This is a genomic window from Solibacillus sp. FSL W8-0372 (genome assembly GCF_037969735.1).
Taxonomy (GTDB): Bacteria; Bacillota; Bacilli; order Bacillales_A; family Planococcaceae; genus Solibacillus; species Solibacillus faecavium.
This window is the reverse complement of record NZ_CP150204.1, coordinates 1708380-1733051: the sequence shown is the minus strand read 5'-3', so window position 1 is coordinate 1733051 and position 24672 is coordinate 1708380. Positions and strand designations below refer to the sequence as shown.

Below are 24672 nucleotides of genomic sequence, written 5' to 3'. Positions count from 1 at the left end.
CTACTAGTCTACTGATAATTCTGAATAAATGCAACGGTAATTTAAATTTTTTCCTACTGCCTACCATTTTCTCGCTTCATTCGCTACGTATAGTGCGACAGTTTTATTTTGCTTCCAAACATTGTTCCAGCGTTTTAGTGGCACCGAGGCTTCACCGGCATATGGTGCAATTTCAACCGTCATCGCAGGTCGGTCTTTAACTTTTGTGAAGTAGTCCTCAGAAGCTGCGATTGGTTCGTTTTTTGTTGTTACGGGCATCATTTTATAGCCTGTAATTGAGGAAACTCCCTTTACTAGCTTTTTCGTGCGTTCAAAATGGCTCTTCGCTCGACTCCAATATATAATTTGACCGGAAGAATGATAGGATACATAGGCTAAATGATTGCCGCGATCAATCAGTCTTTTCATTGCAAGTGCTTCAGGCTCTGTATTCGGCGCTTTACCTTTATATTCTTTAAACGAAGGCTTTGTCATTTTTATTAATTGCCAGTTCACATTGAATTGACGATTTAAATCGACACCATTTATATTTGCTTTCCAACGATTAAAATTTGAGCTCCCATTCATCGCTCTTAACTTGGCCATAGGTGTTTTCACTTTTCCACCTTGTGAAAGTGTTACACCATCTGGGTTAACCATTGGTACAAATACAATACTTACTTCACTTAATATCGTTTTCACATCATATTTTTCTATCTTAGTGCCATTCAAGTAAGCCTTTAAATATGTATCAATCATTTCCATCAGCACATTGGTCGTCATATGTTCCCGACCATGGAAAGCTGCATCGAATAAAACTTCCTTTTTACCAGTTCCAAGCTTTATGGAATAGAGAGAACGCCCCTCAACAGATTGTCCGATTTCCTGTAAATTCGTAAGTGAAGGATACATTAGTGATATTAGCTTTAACTTTGAGGCTACTTCATCGAATGTTAAAACTTTCGAACCGTCGACTAATTGATCATAGTGGACATCGGTTAAAGTAAGAAAAGCGGTTTTAGACGAATTTTTTACGATACCTTGCTTATCATGTATCCCGGTTAATAAAAGCTTCTCCCCTTTTGCTACTTTTTTTATAACAGTCCCATTTTTATCCTTCAGTTCTATATTCTTTTTTGCGATTACTTGTACCGGATATTTTCCAAGGTCAACCTTTTCTGTAGCAGCATTTGTAGTCATTGGATGAATAATGGCTGCAGCAAAAAATATTAAACTAAAAAGCAATATTTTTCTCATAAAATTCCTCCCACTTAGGTGTATAAAACTTAACTTCTATACCCTTTACTGTACAATAAAAAACGGCCTATAAGAATATTATTCCTACAGGCCGCCCATATTAATTGTCTTTTACATCTTTACGATTTTTCTTCAGCATTCTTGATAATACTTCATATACAATCGGAACGATGATTAAAGTTAATACTGTTGATGATAATAAACCACCAATTACTGTTACAGCCAAGTCCTGAGAAATCAGACCGCCGCCAGCTCCACCGAATGCCATTGGTAACATTGCTCCAATTGTTGCAATCGCGGTCATTAAAATTGGTCGTAAACGTGTTGCCCCGGCTTCCAATATTGCTTCACGCATATTCATACCTTCATGTTCCATACGGATAATACGGTCTACAAGTACGATTGCGTTCGTGACAACGATACCGATTAACATCAGTAGTCCCATCATAACTGATACAGAAATCGTTTGACCTGTCGCGAATAATCCAATCCAAGAACCGATTACAGTAAATGGTAATGAGAATAAAATCGCAAATGGTGCCAAACCTTCACCAAATGTAACAACTAAGATGAAGTATACAATTGCAATCGCTGCAATCATCGCTACACCTAACTGAGTGAATGTTTCAGTCATATCAGCTGCAACACCACCTACACCAGTCGTAACACCTTTAGGTAGCTCTAAATCAGCAATTTTTTCATCCGCTGCGGATGTTGCTTTTGAAATATCTTTGTCAGTAATTGTTGCAGATACTGTCGCAAAGTATTCACCTTTTTGACGAGATAAAGAATTTAAAGTCGTACCTTCTTCCAGCTCTACAATGTCTCCGATAGTCATCGATTGACCTGTTGCAGTTTGAATTGGTGTTTCCAATAATTCATCAATGTCAGCAGCTGCAGATCTAGCTTCACGCTGTACAACAACATTAATGTCACTGCCATCACTTTCAACAGTTGTTAACACTTCTTTTGCTGTATTTGTTTGTAATGCCATTAAAATTTGTGCAGTAGTTAAACCGTATTGTAATACGTTTTGTTGATCTACTTTAATCACATTTTCTACATAAGGCTCAGAAGCATTTGATTCAACTTCATCTAATCCGTCGATATCAACTAATACATCTTCCACTTGAGCTACAGCTTCGTTTAACTTATCTAAATCTTCACTGTATAATGTATAACTTACTTCATTCGATGACATACCCATCGCGAAGTTTTGTGTTTTCCATTCACCTGTTTGACCAACGTTGAAGATATAGTCCTCAACTTCTTTTTTCGCTCCTGCGAAATCGTCCATATCAGGGTCGAAAATCGCGTAGATTAAACCGCCACCAGCACCTCCGCCAGTCATCATTGAAGCTGCGTCTGTTGAAGTTTCAGTATTCACCGATAATTGTAAAATATCGATGTCATCACGCTTGATTAATTCTTGCTCAACTTCTTCAATGTTCGCTAATGTATCTTCCATTAACTCACCAGTTTTTGGTGTGTATGTTAAATACATTACCTTCTCTTCTTGAGAACCCATGAAGCTGAAACCGATTAAAGGTGTTAATGCTAATGAACCTACTAACATTACGATTGCAATGATAGATGTAATCCACTTATGATTTAAACATTTTTCTAAGAAACCTCGGTAAGTTAATGCTAATTTACCAACCTCTTTATGTTGACTTTCTGATTTTTCACCGTAAATTTTCTTACGGAATAATGTGTGAGAAAGTGCTGGTACAATTGTAACCGCAACGATTAATGAAGCGATTAATGCAAATGACATTGTAAGAGCGAATGGTACGAATAATTCTCCAACCATACCACCTACAAATACTAATGGCGCGAATACCGCAATTGTTACTAATGTTGAAGACATAATTGGCTTAAACATTTCAATCGTTGCTTCACGAATTAATGCACGGCCTTGTAATTTTTCTTCTTTTAAGTGCATACGACGGTATATGTTTTCTACTACTACAATCGAGTCATCAATTACACGACCAATTGCAACGGTAATGGCACCTAACGTCATAATATTTAATGTAATATCCATCCAGTGCAATAGCATTAATGCCATAAATACTGAAACTGGAATCGAAATTATCGAAATGATTGTTGATTTAAAGTCACGTAGGAATAATAGGATAATTAAAATCGCAATTAATCCCCCGAATACTGCCTTTTCAACCATTGTGAAAACAGAGTCTTCAATCGGCTTACCTTGGTCTAAAGAAATATCGATTTGAAGACCGGAAATTAACTCTTGCTCTTCTTCAATTAAATCTTTCACTGCATTTACAACTGTTACTGTATTTGCATCCTGACCTTTAATAACTTGAATGGCAATAGCATCTGAACCATTTGTACGAGAAACCGATTGAACTTTACCAACCTTTTCAATCTCAGCAATATCGCCTAGCTTCACAAATGGCACTGGATTTGTTTCAGATGGTGTAACAGGGATTAACATTTCTTTTAAATCTTCCACTGTTTTGAACTTACCATCAACTGCAACAGCCTGCTCGCCTTCTTCAAATTTATATAAACCTAAAGAAACTGCTAAGTCGCTTGCTTGAACCATTTGCTTAACAGAATCTTCTGTTAGGCCTAATTCATTCATTTTTGCTTCATCATATGTGAAGGATACCTCTTCCAAATGCTGACCAGTAACCGTAGCTGATGCTACACCGTCAATTTTGTTTAACTTTGGAAGGATAATTTGTTCTACCGTAGAAGTTAATTCGACAATATCCTCATCTGAACTACTTACTGATAACGCAATAACCGGCATCATATTCATACTGATTGCCATAATAGAAGGCTCTTGAGCACCTTCTGGAAGTGCAATATCATCTAAAGCAGCTTCTAATTGACGTTTCTTTTCATCCATATCTACGCCATATTCATATTCCACTTGAACTTGTGAAACATTTGAACTCGATGTAGAGTAAACAGCCTTTACATCTTCTAAACTTTCAACAGCCTTTTCATAAGGAATTGAAAGATCATCCATTACTTGCTCTGGTGTAGCACCAGGATAAACACCCATAACGATTAAGAACGGGATCGATATGTCTGGAATCGATTCCATTTTCATTCGTGTAGATGAATAAATACCTGAGAACACGATTATGATTGTTAGTAACCATACGGCAAGCTTATTTTTCAATACGAAATTTACTAAGCCTTTCACGGTTCCACCTTACCTTTCTTGACTATATGTAACCACCATTCTATAATAATGACTAGCCGGTCACGTGTCAATTGAAAGGGGCTCAAAATTATTATGACAAGAAAACAATTAATAATGGATTCTGCCCTACAGCTTTTTGCAGAAAAAGGGATAGAAGCTACATCAGTTCAACAAATCACTGATCACTGTGGCATTTCTAAAGGTGCCTTCTATCTTTCATTTAAATCTAAAGATGAACTTATTTATGCAATAATTGAACATTTTATGAACAATATAATAAGAGAAGTTGACCAAGCAGTCAGTGAAGGGTCTACACCTTCAGAAAAACTCCATAATTATTTTGTTCATACCTTTAAAGTAATGTCACAATATACTGGTTTTGCGGAAATTTTAATGAAGGAAAAGGTTTCTGCGATTAATGAAACATTGATTGAACGAATCCAATTTTATGTTGACTTAGCGAAGAAAAGCTTGGAAAAATTATTATTCGAAGTATTTGGAGATCAAATTGAAGGTAAACAGTATGATTTAGTGCTCGTTGTTAATGGGATGGTACAGGCGTATTTACAAAATTTCTTCGAATCGTGTAAACCGTTCGATGTTATAAAACTTGCTGATTCACTGGTAGAAAAAACGACGCTATTGGCTACGAAAAGTGAAGTCTTTTTTTTACAGGATTCATCTCAGCTGTACAGTCGAATGAAGGTCTATTCAATAGAGCATATTATTGAGGAACTAGATCAATTACAGCAACAAACAAATGATAATCTGGAACAGGAATCCATCCAATTGCTGAAAGAAGAGCTAACTATGGAAAATCCCCGTCCTGCTATCGTCATTGGTCTTGTTTCTAATTTAGAAAAAAATGAGAATTTTAATTGGGTTACATTATATTTAAAAAATCATTTCATTTAAAAGAAGGTACGAAAAACGCTTCACAATTAAAAGCTGTTCAAATTTTACGATGAGTAAAGTTTGAACAGCTTTATTTTGCTTTCTGCCTCATAGCCACCTACATGTCCCCTAGGAGTCGGCCTTCTATATAAAATATAAGATATAATCAGGCCATTCTATCTTTTTTAATTTTCTTCATTCAAGAAATTTAATATTTCGCGGGCTACGGTTTTCGAATCTTCCAACATGCCGAGATGCCCTGTATTAGTTTTTACTTTTTTAACATGAGGGTTTGATGTCACAATTGGTGTAACAGCTTTGTCCTGTTCTCCTTCAATGACTAATATTGGAGTAGATGTTGTATCCATTAAATCCTTTTGACTTGGACGTGATTTCATTGCGCCAAGTGCAGCAACGAGCCCTTGCGCATTTGCTTCGTGTGCCACTTCCTTTGCAAATAGCACATCTTCTGCATCTGCATCCGGAGCTAAGAAGTTATGGATAATCCCATCTACAAACGGTCCGACTCCATGTAATGATATTTCTTCCTGTTGTTTCGCTCGTTTTTCAATCGCTTCTGGGGTATCCGGTGCATCAGATGAATACAATAAAACAGCCTTTTCAATATTCGTATATTGCTTTTCGATGGCTGCAAGCGTAATATATCCGCCCATTGAATGGCCAATCCAATATGACTTTTCAACTTTTTCTAATGTTAAGATATCGATAATATCTTCTGCATACTGGTATACCGTGTAATCCCCTTCAGGAGCCTCACTCTTTCCATGTCCGGGTAAATCAATTGCAATGACATCGAAGCACTTTGTTAAAGGTTCAATAATTTTATCAAAGATTGCTGTGCCACCTAAAAAGCCGTGAACTAGCACGACCACTTCTCCTGATCCTTTTCGAGTATAATTTAACATTAATATCAGTCCTCCCCTTGTTTCTTCTCTTATCTTTTTCCGTATTTACGTAAACATAAACAAAGAGCTGTATTAAAGTTTCAAGGACTTTAAATACAGCTCTCTACTTATTTATATAAAGGACTTTTTTCGTCTAAATGTAGGTTTTACTTCGGCAAAGAGAATGGCGATAAAAATAAGCACACATCCTACAAGCATACGCCCCGTTAAAATTTCATGTAAAATCAGTACAGAGAACATCGTACCGAACAATGATTCAGTAGATAAAATAATCGCTGATTTTGTAGGATTCGCATATTGCATCCCAATATTTTGACAAACATACGCAACACCTGTACAAAAAACGGCTAAATAAATAATGATTCCAATACCTTCAGAATTATAGCTGGTAGGTACTTCGCCTAATATTAATACAGCAATTACACTTAACACGGTTGCAGTATAAAACTGAACGATTGTTAAAGCTAATGCATCCTCTGTCTTTACAAAAACATTCGTATAAAAAATATCAAATGCAAACCCTACCGCACAAAGTATCGATAAGAAATCCCCAACATTAATAGTCAATGAATCCTGCAGCGATAAAAATCCAATCCCGACAACTGCAATTCCGGCAGCAATAAATTCAAAACGATCGATGCGTCTTTTGTAGATGACATAGGCGATAATAGGCACGATAATAACATTAATCGCCGTTAAAAAAGCATTTTTGGATGGAGTCGTATATTCCAATCCCATAGTCTGTAACGCAAAAGCAGTAAATAAAATAGCTCCCAACACTGCGCCCTTCCACAAGACGGCTTTCGTTATTAACCGAATTTTTTTATAGAAAATCATACTTAATAAAATAGAAGCTAACAAAAAACGTCCCGCCATTAATTGAAATACGGTCCAATGCTCCAAACCTTTCGCCATTCCAACGAATCCGCTTCCCCACATCACTGCGGTAATAAGCATTAACAGTTCGCCTTTATACTTTTGCATAATTATTCCTTCTCTCTCTTTATACACAATTAGATATACAATAATCAATATTGCATAAAAAAGAAAGTGAAAATTCCAAAATATATGGAAATATTGAATAAATTTCATATTTATTGCTTGACTAGAGCATTAGTAATTGGTTTTTTATTAACAAAAAAGAGAAAAGATCATGTATTATAAATATTTTGTTCGAAGTGATACTATAATATCGTTACAATTTAGTGTCGGATAATATGTAATGTAATGATTAATATTTATATGATTTATACAATAAAAAATGGGTATTATCTATATAGATAGCTATTTATGTGAATTTCATGTAAAATAAGCCTTTATAATACTTTAGGGACGTGAACAAATTGATTAAAATTGAAATGCCAAAACCTGATTTAGTAATTCGTCAGCGTGAGCAAGTTTTAAAACAAGGAGACGTGGAAATTACACCTTACTTCGGCTTTATTGATTTCCACAAAATTACGCGTGATAAAGGCGGAATTTTCTTCTTCTATAATGAGAAAAATGAACTTTTATTCGTTGGGAAAGCACGTAAAATTCGTCAACGCATTAAAAAGCACTTTGAAGACAACGTATCACCAATGAAAAACCATCGTGATGAAATCCATAAAATTGAAGTATATGAAATTGAAGATCCAATGGAACGTGAAATTTACGAAACATACGCGATCAACCAATTCCAAGCTAAATACAATATCGATAAAGTATTCTTCGAGCGTCAATAATCTCAAAAAAAAGCCTTGCCATTTCTATAATGGCAAGGTTTTTTTATCGTGGTATTTTATAATCCAGCATTTCATTGATTTTCGATAGATCTTCCATAATGCCTTTTTTCTGATTGGCAATGCCTTCGTACCATTTGTTTAAAATGTCCTGCATGCCTTGCTCAATCTCTTTTCCATCAGACACTAATTGAACCATCACATCGATAACCTTTGTTCGCTCTTCATAAAATTTAACTCGAGCCGGGAAATCTTTTCCTATATTTTGCTTGAAAATATAGCCTAGTTTAATAATCCCATTATTCATCAATTGTTCCGAATAAAGTGTAGAACCAACAACCGCTAGACGTTCATTAAAATCCGGGTTTTCCTTTATATAATTTTGCATCATTAAGCTCACTTCATCTGCAAAGGACTTCAACTTATTTCGTTGACCATCCAATAAACTTTTCGCTTCTTCAAAAACGTTTAACATAGCCTCTGTATGATCGAGCATATTTTTCACTTTATTTAAAGGCTCTTCACTCGCACCATTTAATCGAACTTGAATGGTACGGTATACATACTGGCGCTGCAAATAGGCCGATAGCAAAATAATCCCATTATAATTTATGCTTGCTTCGTAATGTTGTTCAGTAATCATAGTTTTATTTATCCCCCAACCCTTAACGATATACTCATACAATACCATAGATTTTACGAGTTGAAAGTAAAAAATTCAAACTATTTCACTTTTTCAGTTCAAGGATAGCATTATGCTAGACTCTCTTCCATACAGTTACGATGTTGCGTTTTGAATTAATCCGTTAAATTCGCTCCAATTTAATAGACGAGTACATTCCATTTCTTGATTATATGACTGATTTTTAACAATAACTTTCGTATTTGTTCCTGTTAGCGTATTCAGAACAGCCGGCTTATCATCAACATAAACATCAAGCTGTAATTTTTTTATAATATCAATTTTCTCATGATCTTTCATACCACAAAAAAAGCGCTCATCTACAACAGGAAATCCTTGTGCCTTTACCCACTCACGCGTTTGTTCACAATAGCCTTTCGGACGTGATGTAATATAGTAAATTTCATGCCCTTCTTCTGCTAAGGCTTGTAAAACCTCTTTCGCCCCTTCATAGCTTGGACAATCTGTAAAATAAATATCTCCCATCGAATCATTCCACATTTTACTGCCTTCTTCACTCGTCATTCCAAATGCTTCATGAATTTCAACTGTCAAAATCTTATCGAACAGGTCCTCACCAATCGATTTGTTTAACTTCTTACTATATAAATGAAATGCATGTCGACGTAAATCAATTAGTGTATCATCAATATCAAAACCAAATTTCATTTTTCTCACCTAACTTAATATGACAAAAGCATCTTGAAACTTTTGTTCTTTTTCGATTTGTAATGCTTGAATTGCTGCAATTTGCTTCTGACGTTCAGTGGCACAGCTATAATCAAATGGATTCTTTTGAAGAACCCATTGCGCTAATATATGAGCATCCATTAGTGAACTATTTAAACCAAACGCTCCAGTTGGTGTCATTGTATGGACTGCATCCCCGATTAATATCACACCGTTTTTTTCCCATTGTTCTGATGTTGTACTAAACACATCAAGCAGTACAAAGTCACGCCAAGTCTGGATATGCTCATTGACCATATCAGTTAACTGTGGAAATGCTTTTATCAACTTTTCAATAAAAGGGGTAAATGGCTGTTTCCTTAATGATGGATAGCTTCCCTTTTCTATATTCCACCCGATCTGCACAAAGCCGTTTGTTTGGGTAAAAAGCGATATTTGCATGCCATCTACGAGCGCCATCTTAATTGACGGGGTCCAGTCTTCCGGTGCCGGTATTCTTGCCCATAGTAAATCATAGCCATGATTATGAATCGTCGCGTCTAAATTTGCCAATTTGCGAATCGTGGAATGGCGTCCATCTGCCCCAATAATAAGCTGTGCGTCTATTTGAATGATTTGATCGTCCTGAAGCGCCTTAACACCTATATAATGACCATGTTCATCCTGTATAAGCTCTTTAACTGTCGTATTTAATAGATAGTCAAAACTAGTATATTTTTGAGCTTGTTCGACAATCGCCTGTAAAAGGTGTGCTTGCGGTACATGAATGCCTAAATGTCCAATCACTGGATCAGGGTAAACTGTATTGAATTTTTGCCCATCCAACCAATATTCCAATCTTTCCATTCGAAGTAACCCAAGCTCTTCAATCCGTTCGAATAATCCATATTGCTTTAAAACTTGCTCGCCTTCTTCATTTAAGTGCTCTCCTCGAAACGCTTTTGCAAAGCCATTTGTGCGTTCCAGTAAGAGTACGGAAAGATTATGCTTAGCTAAAATGTTTGCAAGTAACGTACCACCTGGCCCACCACCTACAATGCAAACATCCACTTTTCTATTCATGCGGCTTCACCTTTTTAGGATAAGCGATAATGCGTAAATCTTCCCCAATTCGTATCACTTCATCAAACTCAACGAGTGAAGCAAAATCAATGGTCTCCACATCGTCTCCTGTAAATGGTGTTATCGAATGTTTGCCTCCTAACACTTTCGGGGCGATATAGACAATATATTGGTCGATGAAATTATTCCGTAAAAACGAAGCATTTACCGTGCCCCCACCTTCAACTAATAAGTGGGTAATCCCCTGTTTATATAATGCTTGCAGCGTTTCATCCAGATTAAGACCTGATGCATTTACTGCTACTCGGATTATTTCTACACCTAGCTTTTCATATTCTTTAATGGCATTTTCGTTTGCATCGTGTGACGTCACGATAATCGTACGTGCTTCGGTCGTATTGACTATATGAGCATTCAAAGGTGTTCTCAATGTACGGTCCAACACGACACGTATCGGGTTACGACCTGGACGATCGGCAAGCCGTGTTGTCAGTTTCGGGTTATCATTAATCACAGTTTGGATCCCTACGAGTATCCCATCCACTTCATGTCGCAGTTCATGAACATCAGCACGTGCCTCTTCATTTGTAATCCACTGGGAATGTCCATTATATGTAGCAATTTTGCCGTCCAACGTCATTGCAAACTTTGCTACAACAAACGGCCGATCTGTCAGCATATTATGGATAAAGCGTTTATTTAGCTTTTGTGCTTCCTCTTGCAAAATACCTACTTCTACTTCGACCCCTGCGTCACGTAAAAGTTGAATTCCGCGTCCTGCTACTTCAGGATTCGGATCTTCAGTAGCAACAACGACACGGGCAACTCCACTTTCTTTTACTAGATTCGCGCAAGGTGGTGTTTTACCATAGTGGGAACAAGGCTCTAACGTCACATATATAGTAGCTCCCTTTGCATGATCACCTGCCATTTTCACTGCATGAACTTCAGCATGTGGCTCTCCTGCTTTCCGATGAAGCCCTGTACCTACAATGACACCATCTTTCACAATGACAGCTCCGACTAGCGGATTCGGATTCGTATTCCCCTTTGCACTTGCCGCTAATTGGAGTGCCAGTTGCATATAGTCCTGATCTGTTTTCATATCATTCATTCCCCTTAAACAGTTAGCTTTTCAACTAAACCCATGTGTCCAGACTTTTGTACTTTCGTTTGTAAATACTGTTCATTCGTTTCGGTTAGACCGCCCCATAAAGGTATATGCCCTGCCACTAGAAGCCCACTTTTTTTCAAGGCGTCCAGCTTTTTCGGGTTATTCGTAATCAGTGTCACTGCTTTTGCACGGAGTACTTGCAATACACGGATGGCATCGTCATAAGAACGAGTGTCATCTTCAAAGCCTAGTGCATGATTTGCCTCTACTGTATCAAATGCTTCCTCTTGCAATAAATAAGCAAGTGATTTTGAAAACAAGCCAATGCCGCGCCCTTCATGATCTGCCAAATATAATATTGCTCCACAGCCATGATCGACTATCATTTTCATAGATTCATGCAATTGGTAGCCGCAATCACAGCGTTGTGACCCGAAAATATCACCTGTATGACAAATACTGTGCATGCGAATTAAAGCATTCTCATCATGTGTAAAATCGCCATATACTAATACCGATGATTGCTGCCCGAAAGCTAAATTCATCGAAGGTATCGACTGTACTACCTGCTCTTTCGTTAAATCTTTTCCGACAGTAGTCCACGAATACCATTGGAAAGTCGCTTCAAAATCACCTTGTTTTATTGGTAGCTTTACCGGTCCAACAAGTGCAATATTTTGCAGATCGTCTCGACGGATAAGCTGAATTTTATCTTTTAAAATTGCCATTATATTTTCCATATATGATCACCTTGTTTTCTTTAAGTTACTTTACGTAACCTAGTTTATAATAATAAGTTAATAACGTCAAATAAACCGAAGCAATCTATCATATGATTGCTTCGGCTTTTTTGAAAGGGCTCTTAAAAATGATAATCCTCTATTTTCTTTACTTTATTTGCAATTAAACTTACAACTACAAATGTAAATAAAGATGCAAAAATAGGAATTGTCACCGAATGCATGCCGTATATATTTTCTGCAAAGCTATAAATAACAATATACAGCACTATACCAACAATCATCGAGCTAATTGCTCCATATTTATTCGCCTTTTTCCAATAGAGACCAAACACCACGCTCCACAGGAATGCTGATTCCAATCCGCCAAACGCAAATAAATTCAGCATAATTAATAGTTCAGGCGGTTTTACGGCAAAAATAACGACTGTAATTCCAATAATTGTCGTTACCCAGAAGCTACGATTTTTTATTTGTGTTTCACTAGCTTTTGGATTGATATAATTTAAATAAATATCTTTTACAACGGTAGAGCTTACTAATATTAACAATGCATTAACCGTCGACATAATTGCCGCCATTGGAGCAGCGAGTACAATACCTGCTAAAACAGGCGGCAGGACTTCAAGCGTTAATAAAGGCATCACCTTATCGCCAACTTCAATACCCGGCATTACAGGACGCGCAAATACACCAATTAAATGCATGCCGAACATGATTGTGCCAATTCCGATAGTACCGATTAAAATAGCACGGTGTAAGCTTTTTGAATCTTTATAGCTCATTGCTCGCACCGCGATTTGCGGTAAACCGATTACACCTAACCCGATTAATATCCAGAACGTTGAAACATATAAAGGTGTTAAATTACCAGCTGCACCAAATGGTGAAACTAAATTCGGATTTTCCGCAACTAGCCCTTGCATAATATTTTCTACACCGCCACCGGCAATTACCGTAGCGATTAATAAAATAACTGTCCCGATAATCATAATCGTTCCCTGCAATGCATCGGTTAATGCTACGGCACGGAAACCTCCGATAATTACATATGCCAATACAGCGACCGCAAAAATCAGTAATGCGTTCGTATAGGAAAGTCCAGTTAATGATTCAATTAACCGTGCCCCACCGACCCATTGTGCTGTCATTGAAGCAAATAGGAAAATAATAATACTAATGGCCGATAAAATAACAATCGTATGGCTGTCATAGCGTTTCTTTAAAAAGTCGATTAATGTAATTGCCTCAATACGACGCGATACGATCGCAAATTTCTTACCAAGAACCATCAATACAAAATAGCCGGCAGGAAGCTGTGCCATTGCAAGTAATACCCAGCCTAGACCCGTATTATAAGCAACACCTGGCCCGCCGATAAAGCTTGATGCACTTCCGTATGTAGCCATCATAGTCATTGCTAGAAGGAAGCCACCCATTTCACGACCGCCTAAAAAATATTCCTGCATAAAAGAGGTCGACGTTCGAACTTGTTTATTTGCCCAAATTCCAATTCCGAATATAACGATTAGAAATATGAAAAGTGGTACAATTACTTGCCAATGAATCATTGATGCTTGTCCTCCTCTTCAAGTGAAATATCTTTGAAGAAAAGCTTCATCGCAAGCCAAACACAAATAATCATAAAAACTGTTCCGACAATACAGCTATAGAAAAACCAGGCCGGGAACCCTAAAATATATTTATATTGAAGCGGATCGTCTGAACCGAGTCCATAAGCAAAACCATACCAAATCGCAAAGTTTATAATGACAAGTACAACTCCGATTAATGCTTCTTTATGTGCGATTTTAAAACGCTTATCCTGCACAGTAAACATCCTTTCTTTAAATATCAATTTACGATGGCAACTTTTAGAGATGCCTACTTCATTCTTTTTGTTAAAAGAAGTTGAATAATCCTCTCTATCATACGTGGCAAAGCGTTAGAAGAAAAGACTTTCTAAATAGAAAAGCCCAAATTCCTCGAAATTCGCAAACAATATTATTAATTTAATAAAAAAAACGGCGTCTAACTATAAATAGACGTCGTTTTTATCTTCCAATTAAAGTAATTCTTTTCGTAAGTCTGCTGGAGATTTAGGTGATAGTAAGCCAAACGGAATATCGAATACCGTTTTAGCTCCCTTATCTCCTTTAGCATGCAGTTTGTAGGCTGCACGTGCATAGGCAACTAAAACACTCGATGTAAACATAGGATTCGATTCCAAATTTAATGAGAACTCCAGAATTTGTTTATCACCCTCACCTGATTGACCAGAACGGATTACGAAACCTCCATGTGGCATACCTTGATGATTTTCATCAAATTCAGTTTCCGTAATGAAATTTACAGTCGTATCATAATCTGCAAAATAATTCGGCATTTCTTTAATTTCTGTTTCAATGACGTTTGCATCTGCGCCATCTTCCAATACAACATAGCATTCACGAGCATGCTTTTCTCTCGTTGTCAGTTCCGGATTTTCACCATTACGGACACGATTCACCGCGTCTTTAATAGGTAAAGTATATTGGACTGCTTTTTTCACGCCATTAATGCGGCGTACAGCATCTGAGTGACCTTGACTTAACCCATCACCCCAAAATGTATATGTATGACCGACCGGCAACACTGCTTCACCTAGCAAACGATTTAATGAAAATAAACCAGGATCCCATCCAACTGAAATAATCGACACAGTATTATTCTTTAGTGCGACTGCATCCACTGCATCAAAAAAGGCCGGTATATTGGCATGTGTATCATAGCTGTCAATTGTATTAAACCATTGGGCAAAGTGAGGGACTTGCTCTGGTAAATCTTTCGCAGAACCCCCACATAAAATCATGACATCAATTTGCTCTTTGTATTTCGGTGCATCTTCCACTAAATATACAGGTACATTAGCTGATTTTATTGAAACAGTGCTAGGGTCTCGGCGGGTGAATATAGCTACCAATTCCATGTCAGAATTCTGACTGATCGCTGCTTCTACCCCACGTCCTAAATTACCGTAACCTACAATACCAATACGAATGTTACTCATCATTTCTTCCTCCTAAACTATTTGGTGCTTTTTTTAACTTACATAGTTATGTAAATTCAGAATATTCTATTCATCATACAATTTCATTTTTACGAATACAATATCTTTCGATTATTTTACAAGCAAATGTTATCTTTCGAGTAAAGCATGCTCTATTTACATAAAAGAGTTTTCATTTTCTATTTCATTCATTTTTTGATATACTACTAAAGTAAATAAAAAGAAAATATGGGGGAAAGACATGAAAAAATTATCAGCTATACTGTTAGCGTTTGCACTAGTATTTTCAAGTGTAGGTTCTACAATTTTATTCGCTAACGATGCACAAACTGTTGAAGCAAAATCCTATAAATCAGGAAAAAAAGGCTTTAGCAATAACAACAATAACAACTCAAATATTCAAAAGAATAATAATGATGCTACAAACCCTGCTGCAAAACAAAACAACGGTACAACAACTAAAAAAGATAATACAAACACAGCTTCAAACAAAGGCGGCTTAATGAAAGGCTTAATGCTTGGTGGTTTAGCTGGTTTATTATTCGGTAGTTTATTTGCCGGTATGGGAATGTTAGGTAACATTTTAGGCTTACTTATAAACGTTGCAGCAATTGCAGCAATCGTATTCTTCCTAGTTAAAATTTATCAAATTATTAAACGCAAAAAAGATAACGAGGTAACAGATACTTGGAAAAGCTAACATTACTTGAACAAGATTTAATTAATGCCGTATGTTTATTCCATGCAAAATTCAAAAATGTAACACCTGATGAAGTTGAAGTGGAGCTTATGTACGATGATGTAGCAGGCTATTCAGCAGAAGCATTCTATAATGGTCAGTTGGATGTATATAACTCAGTAAATTTCATTATGGCACTTCGTCTATACATCGACGAGCAACTTGGCCGTGACTCAATGTCTGCACGTATTTCACTCGACATTGATGATGAAGAAGGCATGATCGCAAATGTTGAATTTTAATTAGATATATTATTAGTGTTGAAACATAACGTTTCAGCACTTTTTTATTGGATTTTTTCCGAATAAATAGAAAGCCCCGAAACTTGTTCGCGACAAATTTCGGGGCTTTCATATTTAAATAATGGCTAATTTAAACAGTCGGTTGCACTTCTACTTCCGGTGTATACTTTGTCGTAAGTGTTTTGTAGCTTACGATAAATGCGATGAATGCCAACACCGATGCCCCTACTAAATAGATGGCAAGTATTGCGGCATTAGAAGATAATAATGAAACATCTCCTAATGAAATAACCGATTTGAAGCCTGAGATCGAATACGTAAATGGTAAGAATGAACTTACTGCCTGTAAGTTTTCCGGCAGCATCGGAATCGGTAAATTCGAACCTGTAATCGATAATTGTGCTACGACTAACACAAGTGCGATAAAGCGTCCGATATGACCAGCAACCGATACTAGGAAGAAGATAATTGACATAAATACAATACTTACAAAAATAGCGAATAAAATAAATAGCATGACATTAGCTACTGATAATTGTAATACCACTAACGTAAATAGTGTTACAAGCACCGCCTGGATTGTAGCGAACATCGCTAATTGCATCCATTTACTAACGTACCAACTTACCGCTGATTTTGGTAGTACAGCCGGCTTTTTGAAATCAACGAACAGTGATAATACAAGCATACCTACAAATAATGCTAACGATAAAATATACGGTGCTGTTGAATCACGGTAATATTCATATGGATTCACCTTTTCGCCAGCTAGTGCAACTGGTGAAGAGAACATCGCGATATTTTCATCGGTAATTCGTAAAGATGCTACTTGATCACGTCCACCTTCTAAACCAGTAGCTAAATCATTAGATCCTGCTTGAAGGCGGTTAACACCATCATTTAATGAAGTAACACCTTCAGTCATTGTTTGCCAACCTAATGCTACTGTTTCATTACCAGTACTGATTTGAGTTAAGCCGTTTTTCAGGTTGGATACACCTGTGCCCAACTGATTCCAAGAGCTTGTTAGCGTTTGGTTACCATTGGCTACTTGTGAAGCACCACTAGCTAATTGAGTGGCACCTGATACTACCGCCTTTTGTCCGTTTACTAACTGACTTACTCCTGCAACAGTTTGACCTTGACCTGTAACAAGCGCATCAATGCCGCCTACAATTGTTTTTTGACCAACAATTGCATTTTCCAATCCTGTTGTTAAGCTTGGCATCGATTGTGCAATTTGTTGAGCACCATTATTTAAAGCGCTTGCACTTTGAACAGCAACCGGATAAATTGTCGCTAATTCTGTTAAGCCTTCGCTTAAAGCCAACAAATTCGCACGATATGTTTCCATACCAGGTGCTTGTGCCAATCCTTGCAGAAGTTGTGCACCTTGACCTAATTGCTCAATATCCGCTTGTTTTGACTGTAATACTGTAGCTAATTGAGCTAAGCCATTAGCTAACCCCGGATTAGCTGCAGTTCCATCACCTACTGCAATTCCTGCATATAACTGATTTGCACCCGTTGAAAGCTGTTGTAATCCATTTAATAACTCTTCAGAACCTGGCTGCAATTGTTGCAAGCCATTATATACCTGATTCGTTGCTCCTTGAATTGAATTTAATCCAGCTAAAACTTGTTCGGAACCATTCTTTAGTTGACCAGCCCCGCTTGCTACTTCTTTTGCGCCACTAGCTAAACGGTTAATGTTACTTGTCCCGCCAGTAATCGCTGATAAAAGTTGACCTGCCCCATCATCCGCTGTTTTTGCACCAGCAGCTAGTTGATTAATATCGGCTGATTTATCAGTTAATGATGATAGCAATGTGTTTGTGCCCTCAGCTAGCTGTTCCGTACCAGTTAAAATTTGCTTCGACCCATCTGCTCCAGTTGCAAATCCTGTCTCGATATCTGTAAATCTAGCAAATACTGTTCTGGCATATGTTGCTGTAATTTTGTCCCCTAATTGTTCGCGAAGCCTTTCCACCGCACTATTCGTTACTTGGGCACCCATGAAGTTTAACCCTTCATTTTGGATGTATCGCAGCTCTGGTACTTGCGGATTTGCATCAAGGACTGTTGTTACCTTTTGTGAAAAGTCCTCTGGCACTTCCACTACTAAATAAAATTCCTGCTTTTCGAGCCCATCCATTGCCTCTTTTTCAGAAACGAAATGCCACCCCAATGACTTACTTTCCTTTAATGTTTCCATTAAATCATTGCCGACATTGATTGGTTGACCACTTGATACACCGCCTGCATCTTTATTGACGAAGGCGACCGGCAAATTATCCAAATTGTCATACGGTCCCCATGTAGCAGAAAGTAATACAGCTACGTAGACAATTGGAATTAACATAATGCCAATCAATGTAAAAAGTAATCCTTTACGATTTTTGAGCGAACTTAGCTCTTTTCCGAACAACTGAAATGACCCCATAAAATCCCCCCTTTTTGAACTATTACTGATATACGAATGAATTATTACTCATTACGTATATACATTAATATATTCTAAGTTTTTACATATTTCTACTGTAAAATGTAAATATTTTCTCTATAGTACGTGAATTTTGTTCATATTAATATTCAAAAAATAGGACAAAGTAATTGCTATATAGTAATCTATCGTAGTTCATTCGTCTATTTTTCAGAATTTTCTATTTTATAAATTATTTAACTATAAAATTAATAGCTCATTTATCATAATAATATTGCTGAAAATAAAATAAAAAAAATCACTAAATTGGTCGCCCAAATTAGTGATTTTTCCGATTTCAATATTATTTTGCTTCTACTGTCGCAACATCTACTATACGACCTTCTGTTGTATACTTGATTTCTTTCATTGATAAAAGTTGTTCTTTTAAGTTTTCCCAATCCGATAAGCCTAAGTCAGTTACACGGCCATCTTCATATGCCTTCTTGAACATATCAAATCCATCGCCGCCTTTAGCAGTAAAGGCATTTGTTGCAACTGTGTAAGTTTCGTTATCCGCTACATCAACATACGTTTTTGTCGCTTCGTCATAATATTTCACTGAAACTACGCGAGAGCCAGCTTCTTTAGATGAATCGTACTCTAGCTTAGCACCTGAAATGTGTAGGAACCCGCCACTTTCTTTTGGAGCATCTTTAACAGCATGTTCAAATGCAGCTTTTATCTCAGCACCTGTAACATCCATCAATGCTAGCGTATTACCAAATGGTAACACTGTAATAACTTGGCCAGTTGTAATATTACCTGCTGGAATTGCAGAACGAATACCACCACCGTTTTGCATTGCCATTATAACTTTTTTATCCGTATATTGTTTCGCTTTTGTAAGCATACCGTCTGTAATAATGTTTCCTAAAACTGTTTCGCTATTACGTACACCTGTTTTAATAGTTTCAGAAGTACGTGGACTTACTAACTCTTCCGTTAATGTAACCCCAATTTCAGCTGAAGAAATAGCATCCACTTTTTCTTTAAATGGTGCTAACATTTTTAAACCTTCTGCATCATCAGCAAGTTTACCGATTTCAACTAATTGTCCTTCATGCTTAACAATAACACCATTTTCGTCGAATTCAACATTCAATGTACCAAGGAAACTAGCATACTCTTTCGCTTGCACAATTAATGTTACATCTTTTTTCTCGCCTACTGTATTCGTATCCACAACGAATGGCTCTTTAAGCTCTGTATGTGAGTGACCACCTACGATAATATCAATTCCAGGTACTGATTTTGCTAGAATTTGATCATTATCATATGCAGGATTATCATCAAATCCGATATGTGTTAAGGCAATAATTTTGTCTACACCTTTATCTTCAAATGCTTTTACTGCTTTTTTCGCTTCTTCAATATAATTTTCAAACGCAATACTTCCTGGTGAAGCGATATCTTCCGTTTCAGCAGTCGTTAAACCGAAAATACCTACTTTTTCACCGTTCACTTCTTTAATCATACCCGCATAGATTTTGCCGTTCTCCGGCTCACTTGACACTAAATCCGAGAATAACCCAGTAAATAATGCATCCTTAGAAAAATCAACATTTGCCGTCACTACCGGGAACTGCGCTGCTTTAATGAAGTCCACCAATGCTTTATGTCCCTCTGGTGAAGAACCTAAATCAAATTCATGGTTTCCTAATGTAATTGCATCAAATTTCAGTGCATTTAATAACGGTAAATCTGCTTGTCCCTCAAACTCATTAAAGTAAAGTGTACCGCTGAAAATATCACCAGCATGCAGAAGTAATGAATCCGGCGTTGTTGTACGATACTCTTTGACCGCTGTCATTAATTTTGGAAGCATTTCTACACGTGCATGTGTGTCGTTTACATGCATAATCGATAATTTGTAGTTATCATTTTCTGGTTCTGGAGTTGGTTCTGGCTGTGGAGCTGGTGTTGCACCTGCTAACATCGTAGCTAATACACTAGAAAGTTCTCCACGCGTAAGTTGTTTTGTTGGATTGAACACTACTTTTGCTTCTGTTAATAACGCTGTTGCATCAACCGGATAAACGGCAGAAACATTTGTTAAAATTTTTGCAAATTGATTATGTGTAATTTTATCTGCTGTACGGAATGTACCGTCCTCATAACCATTTACAAAGCCTGTTGCCACTAATGCAGCAATTTGGTTGTAATATTGATTTGAAGTTTCGATATCTTTGAAATTAGGATTCTTTACATTTGTAGTATCAAGTTTTAAAGCGCCTGCAATCATCTTAGCTGCTTGCCCACGTGTTACAGTTGTATCTGGTTTAAATGTACCATCGCCAAATCCTTTTACAACGCCTGCAGCTGTTAATGCATTAATTCCATCCGCATATGGATGGTTAGCACTTACATCTGTAAAAATTGCTTCTTCTGCTAAAACACCTGTTGCGCCAACAGCTACTGCAGTAAATGCTGCTAAAGCTGTTGCTGAATACATTCTCTTTTTCTTCATAAAAAAACCCCCAATAATATTTTTACCTACCTTTTTGATAGTAGCTGAATATTATAGAAATTTCCACATTTTCTGAAAAATTAATGTAAAATTAACAAAATATTGCGTTCTTTATGTATATTGAGGTTTGGGTTTATACGAACAAAATCGGATTATTTTAAGCGTTTATACGAATCTACTGATTCGAGAGAATTTTAATCAACGCTAGTATTTTTATCTTGAGAAATTTTATTCGACAATATTTTTTGATAATAGACACTTCATTCCATTTATTCGCCACTTTGCCAAACTTAATCGTCAATCCACTTAACATATTCGTCACTTGGCACCTTATTTTCGTCACTTCTATTTTTATTCGCCACTTAAGCGAACTTATTCGACAGTTTCTCTCCGATATTCGACACAACTTCAAACATAAAAAAAGTAGCACAAACCAAATACATGGTTTGTGCTACTTATGTTAAACAGTATTATTGTTGTGCAGCTTTAGCACGTAATACCATTTGTAGGATACCACCGTGACGGTAGTAGTCTACTTCTACTTCTGAGTCGAAACGAGCTAATGCTTTGAACTCAGTTACTTTACCTTCTGGAGAAGTTGCAGTAACTGTTAGGATATCACGTGGTTTAACATCATCAGTTAAGTTAACGTCGATTGTTTCGTCACCTTTTAATCCTAATGAATCAGCAGATTCGCCAGCCATAAATTGTAATGGTAATACGCCCATCATTACTAGGTTAGAACGGTGAATACGCTCATAAGATTGTGCGATTACAGTTTTAACGCCTAATAAGAATGTACCTTTAGCAGCCCAGTCACGAGATGAACCCATACCGTAGTCGTTACCAGCTAATACTACTAAGCCAGTACCTTGTTCTTGGTACTTCATGCAAGCATCGTAAATGTACTCAACTTCGCCTGTTGGCCAGTAAGTAGTGAAACCACCTTCTGTACCTGGAGCGATTTGGTTACGGATACGGATGTTCGCGAATGTACCACGCATCATTACTTCGTGGTTACCACGACGAGATCCGTAAGAGTTGAAGTCACGGATAGCAACACCGTTTTCGATTAAATACTTACCAGCTGGTGTATCTTTACCGATCGCACCTGCAGGAGAGATATGGTCAGTAGTGATAGAGTCACCGAACTTAGCCATTACACGCATTCCAGCTAATGTTTGGATAGCACCTGGCTCTTTAGAAAGACCAGTGAAGAATGGTGGGTTTTGGATGTAAGTTGATTTTTCATCGAAAGTATATAAGTTTTCAGTTGAAGTTTCGATTGCATTCCAAGCTTCGTTAGCAGTGAATACTGTTTCGTATTCTTTTTGGAATAATTCACGAGTAACAACTTTATTTAATACTTCATTAACTTCTTCAGTTGATGGCCAGATGTCAGCGAAGAATACATCTTTACCGTCTGGAGTTTGTGCGATAGCGTCTTTTTGTAAGTCGATATCTACAGTACCAGCTAAAGCGTAAGCAACAACTAATGGTGGTGAAGCTAAGAAGTTAGCTTTTACTAATGGGTGTACACGGCCTTCGAAGTTACGGTTACCTGATAATACAGAAGTTACGAATAAATCGTTTGATTTGATTGCTTCTTCTAATTCTGGTAATAACGGACCTGAGTTACCGATACATGTTGTACAACCGTAACCTACAGTGTTGAAACCGATTTGGTCGAAGTAGTCTTGTAAACCTGACTCTTCTAGGTAACCAGTTACTACTTTAGAACCTGGTGCTAAAGAAGTTTTAACCCACTTAGCAGGTTTGATTCCTAACTCAACCGCTTTTTTAGCAACTAAACCAGCAGCTAATAATACGTATGGGTTAGAAGTGTTTGTACAAGAAGTGATTGCAGCGATTGCTACAGCACCTGCTGGAATTTCTACGTCACCTTCTGCAAATTTAGCAGTAGATGTTTTAGAGAATTCTTCTTCAGTTAAACCGAAACCTTGAGTACCTTGTGGAGCTACTACTGATTCACGGTAAACACGTTTCATTTCAGTTAAAGGAATTAAATCTTGTGGACGTTTAGGACCAGAAAGGTTAGCTTCGATATCCCCAAGGTTAATTTCTAATACGTCTGTGTATACTGGCTCTAAGTCAGCATCAAAGAACATGTCGTTAGCTTTTAAGTAAGCTTCAACAACAGCAATGTGCTCTTCGTCACGGCCAGTTAAACGCATGTAGTTTAATGATTCTTCGTCAACTGCGAAGAAACCACAAGTAGCACCATATTCCGGAGCCATGTTAGAGATTGTTGCACGGTCAGCAAGTGGTAAAGCAGGTACGCCAGGTCCGAAGAACTCAACGAATTTGTTTACTACACCACGAGCACGTAATACTTGTGTTACTTTTAATGCTAAGTCAGTTGCAGTTGTACCGTTTGGTAATTCGCCAACTAATTTAACACCGATAACATCAGGAATTGGGAAGTAAGATGGTTGACCTAACATACCAGCTTCAGCTTCGATACCACCAACACCCCAACCTAGAACACCGATACCGTTGATCATAGTTGTGTGAGAGTCAGTACCTACTACTGAGTCAGGGAATGCGATTAAACCGTCTTCTGTTTCGTTAACGTGTACGATTGGAGCTAAATACTCTAAGTTAACTTGGTGTACGATACCTGTTGCAGGTGGTACAGCACGGAAGTTATCATAAGCAGTTTGAGCCCATTTTAAGAAGTTATAACGTTCAGCGTTACGTTCGAACTCTAAATCCATGTTCGCTTGTAAAGCTGCAGCGTTACCGTATTTGTCTACTTGTACTGAGTGGTCAATTACAAGGTCAACTGGGATAGCTGGGTTGATTTTAGCTGGGTCTCCACCCATTTCTTTCATTGCAGAACGTAATGAAGCTAAGTCAACTACTACTGGTACACCAGTGAAATCTTGTAATACAACGCGTGAAGGCTTGAATGGTACTTCAGCTTCTTTGTTGTGAGAACCGAATTTTGCTAATTCGTTTACGTGCTCTTCTTTAATTACATAGTTGTCATATTGACGTAATACTGATTCTAATAATACTTTAATTGAGTAAGGTAGGCGTGAAATTTTTGCGATACCAGCTTCTTCAAGAGCAGCTAAACGGTAGTAGTTGTAAGTCTTACCGTTCACTTCAAATGAAGCACGACTGTTGTGTAAGTTTGCCATTTTTGTGTTCCCCCTAGTTTTTTCATAATCGAAAAGGTTATAAAGCTCTTTTCTCCACATTCAATAATAACGCATTATTATACATAAGTAAATTGCATTATTATTATCTTTTACAATAAGTTTTAATTATGACCTATCGGAAATACATATTTATTCTACAATATTATTTAGAATTCCTACGTCGTTAAAAAGTTAGCCTCACACTATACTTACCAACAATTTCCTTATTCAAATTAAATGCTATTTAGATGGAGAGTTTTCATTGCTTCAT

General features: G+C 37.2%; 19 protein-coding genes. 4 read left to right on the top strand and 15 right to left on the bottom strand.

Translation table 11 applies throughout. From position 1 onward, the window contains the following. Window positions 1–60: 60 nt before the first annotated feature. Together MKY13_RS08520 and MKY13_RS08515 are read right to left on the bottom strand one after the other, a co-directional pair. Complete coding sequence (locus MKY13_RS08520) at window positions 61–1236, bottom strand: M14 family zinc carboxypeptidase (protein ID WP_339216490.1); 1176 nt, start codon at window positions 1234–1236, stop codon at window positions 61–63. A 100-nt stretch (window positions 1237–1336) separates the two neighbouring features. Continuing rightward, window positions 1337–4423, bottom strand: a complete 3087-nt coding sequence (locus tag MKY13_RS08515) for an efflux RND transporter permease subunit (RefSeq protein WP_339216488.1) — start codon at window positions 4421–4423, stop codon at window positions 1337–1339. 93 nt (window positions 4424–4516) lie between these two features. On the opposite strand from MKY13_RS08515, the gene MKY13_RS08510 reads away from it, so the two are divergent. Next, complete coding sequence (locus MKY13_RS08510; RefSeq protein ID WP_339216487.1) at window positions 4517–5338, top strand: TetR/AcrR family transcriptional regulator; 822 nt, start codon at window positions 4517–4519, stop codon at window positions 5336–5338. 164 nt (window positions 5339–5502) lie between these two features. Here MKY13_RS08510 and MKY13_RS08505 read toward each other — a convergent pair whose 3' ends face one another. Together MKY13_RS08505 and MKY13_RS08500 are read right to left on the bottom strand one after the other, a co-directional pair. Then, window positions 5503–6243 carry an alpha/beta hydrolase gene (locus MKY13_RS08505; RefSeq protein WP_339216485.1) on the bottom strand — a complete coding sequence of 247 codons (741 nt, stop codon included), beginning with the start codon at window positions 6241–6243 and terminating at the stop codon, window positions 5503–5505. Window positions 6244–6354: 111 nt separating this feature from the next. Next, window positions 6355–7227, bottom strand: coding sequence for a DMT family transporter (locus MKY13_RS08500; protein WP_339216483.1), 873 nt, complete (start codon window positions 7225–7227; stop codon window positions 6355–6357). Window positions 7228–7586: 359 nt separating this feature from the next. Here MKY13_RS08500 and MKY13_RS08495 point away from each other — a divergent pair, with 359 nt between their 5' ends. Continuing rightward, window positions 7587–7967, top strand: a complete 381-nt coding sequence (locus MKY13_RS08495) for a nucleotide excision repair endonuclease (RefSeq protein WP_191699061.1) — start codon at window positions 7587–7589, stop codon at window positions 7965–7967. A gap of 43 nt (window positions 7968–8010) precedes the next feature. On the opposite strand, the gene MKY13_RS08490 is transcribed toward MKY13_RS08495, so the two are convergent. The 8 genes from MKY13_RS08490 to MKY13_RS08455 form a co-directional block, all read right to left on the bottom strand. Then, window positions 8011–8607, bottom strand: coding sequence for a transcriptional regulator (locus tag MKY13_RS08490; RefSeq protein ID WP_191699062.1), 597 nt, complete (start codon window positions 8605–8607; stop codon window positions 8011–8013). 135 nt (window positions 8608–8742) lie between these two features. Then, on the bottom strand, window positions 8743–9315 hold the full coding sequence (locus tag MKY13_RS08485; RefSeq protein WP_339216481.1) for an HAD family acid phosphatase: 573 nt from the start codon (window positions 9313–9315) through the stop codon (window positions 8743–8745). A 9-nt stretch (window positions 9316–9324) separates the two neighbouring features. Then, on the bottom strand, window positions 9325–10398 hold the full coding sequence (locus MKY13_RS08480) for an FAD-dependent monooxygenase (RefSeq protein WP_339216479.1): 1074 nt from the start codon (window positions 10396–10398) through the stop codon (window positions 9325–9327). Then, window positions 10391–11503, bottom strand: coding sequence for a bifunctional diaminohydroxyphosphoribosylaminopyrimidine deaminase/5-amino-6-(5-phosphoribosylamino)uracil reductase RibD (gene ribD, locus MKY13_RS08475; protein WP_339216477.1), 1113 nt, complete (start codon window positions 11501–11503; stop codon window positions 10391–10393). The genes MKY13_RS08480 and ribD overlap by 8 nt, the downstream gene beginning before the upstream one ends. A gap of 14 nt (window positions 11504–11517) precedes the next feature. Then, complete coding sequence (locus MKY13_RS08470; protein ID WP_191699066.1) at window positions 11518–12252, bottom strand: GTP cyclohydrolase II; 735 nt, start codon at window positions 12250–12252, stop codon at window positions 11518–11520. 122 nt (window positions 12253–12374) lie between these two features. Next, entirely contained in the window at window positions 12375–13820 is a 1446-nt protein-coding gene (panF, locus tag MKY13_RS08465) for a sodium/pantothenate symporter (protein ID WP_191699425.1), read from the bottom strand. Beyond that, window positions 13820–14092, bottom strand: a complete 273-nt coding sequence (locus MKY13_RS08460; RefSeq protein ID WP_339216886.1) for a YhdT family protein — start codon at window positions 14090–14092, stop codon at window positions 13820–13822. Before MKY13_RS08460 ends, panF begins: the two co-directional genes overlap by 1 nt. 225 nt (window positions 14093–14317) lie before the next feature. Continuing rightward, complete coding sequence (locus MKY13_RS08455) at window positions 14318–15301, bottom strand: diaminopimelate dehydrogenase (protein WP_339216475.1); 984 nt, start codon at window positions 15299–15301, stop codon at window positions 14318–14320. Between the two features lie 241 nt (window positions 15302–15542). Here MKY13_RS08455 and MKY13_RS08450 point away from each other — a divergent pair, with 241 nt between their 5' ends. Together MKY13_RS08450 and MKY13_RS08445 are read left to right on the top strand one after the other, a co-directional pair. Next, a complete protein-coding gene (locus MKY13_RS08450) occupies window positions 15543–16001 on the top strand; it encodes a hypothetical protein (protein ID WP_191699068.1) in 459 nt (152 codons plus the stop codon). After that, on the top strand, window positions 15989–16282 hold the full coding sequence (locus tag MKY13_RS08445; protein WP_191699069.1) for a YxcD family protein: 294 nt from the start codon (window positions 15989–15991) through the stop codon (window positions 16280–16282). The genes MKY13_RS08450 and MKY13_RS08445 overlap by 13 nt, the downstream gene beginning before the upstream one ends. A gap of 130 nt (window positions 16283–16412) precedes the next feature. Here the strand turns inward: MKY13_RS08445 and MKY13_RS08440 are convergent, their stop codons facing one another. From MKY13_RS08440 to acnA, 3 genes are all read right to left on the bottom strand, one after another. Further along, window positions 16413–18725: a YhgE/Pip domain-containing protein gene (locus MKY13_RS08440; protein WP_191699070.1), complete on the bottom strand. Its 2313-nt coding sequence runs from the start codon at window positions 18723–18725 to the stop codon at window positions 16413–16415. Between the two features lie 343 nt (window positions 18726–19068). After that, window positions 19069–21234, bottom strand: a complete 2166-nt coding sequence (locus MKY13_RS08435; RefSeq protein ID WP_191699071.1) for a 5'-nucleotidase C-terminal domain-containing protein — start codon at window positions 21232–21234, stop codon at window positions 19069–19071. A 470-nt stretch (window positions 21235–21704) separates the two neighbouring features. Next, window positions 21705–24401, bottom strand: coding sequence for an aconitate hydratase AcnA (gene acnA, locus MKY13_RS08430; RefSeq protein ID WP_191699072.1), 2697 nt, complete (start codon window positions 24399–24401; stop codon window positions 21705–21707). Between the last annotated feature and the right edge of the window lie 271 nt (window positions 24402–24672).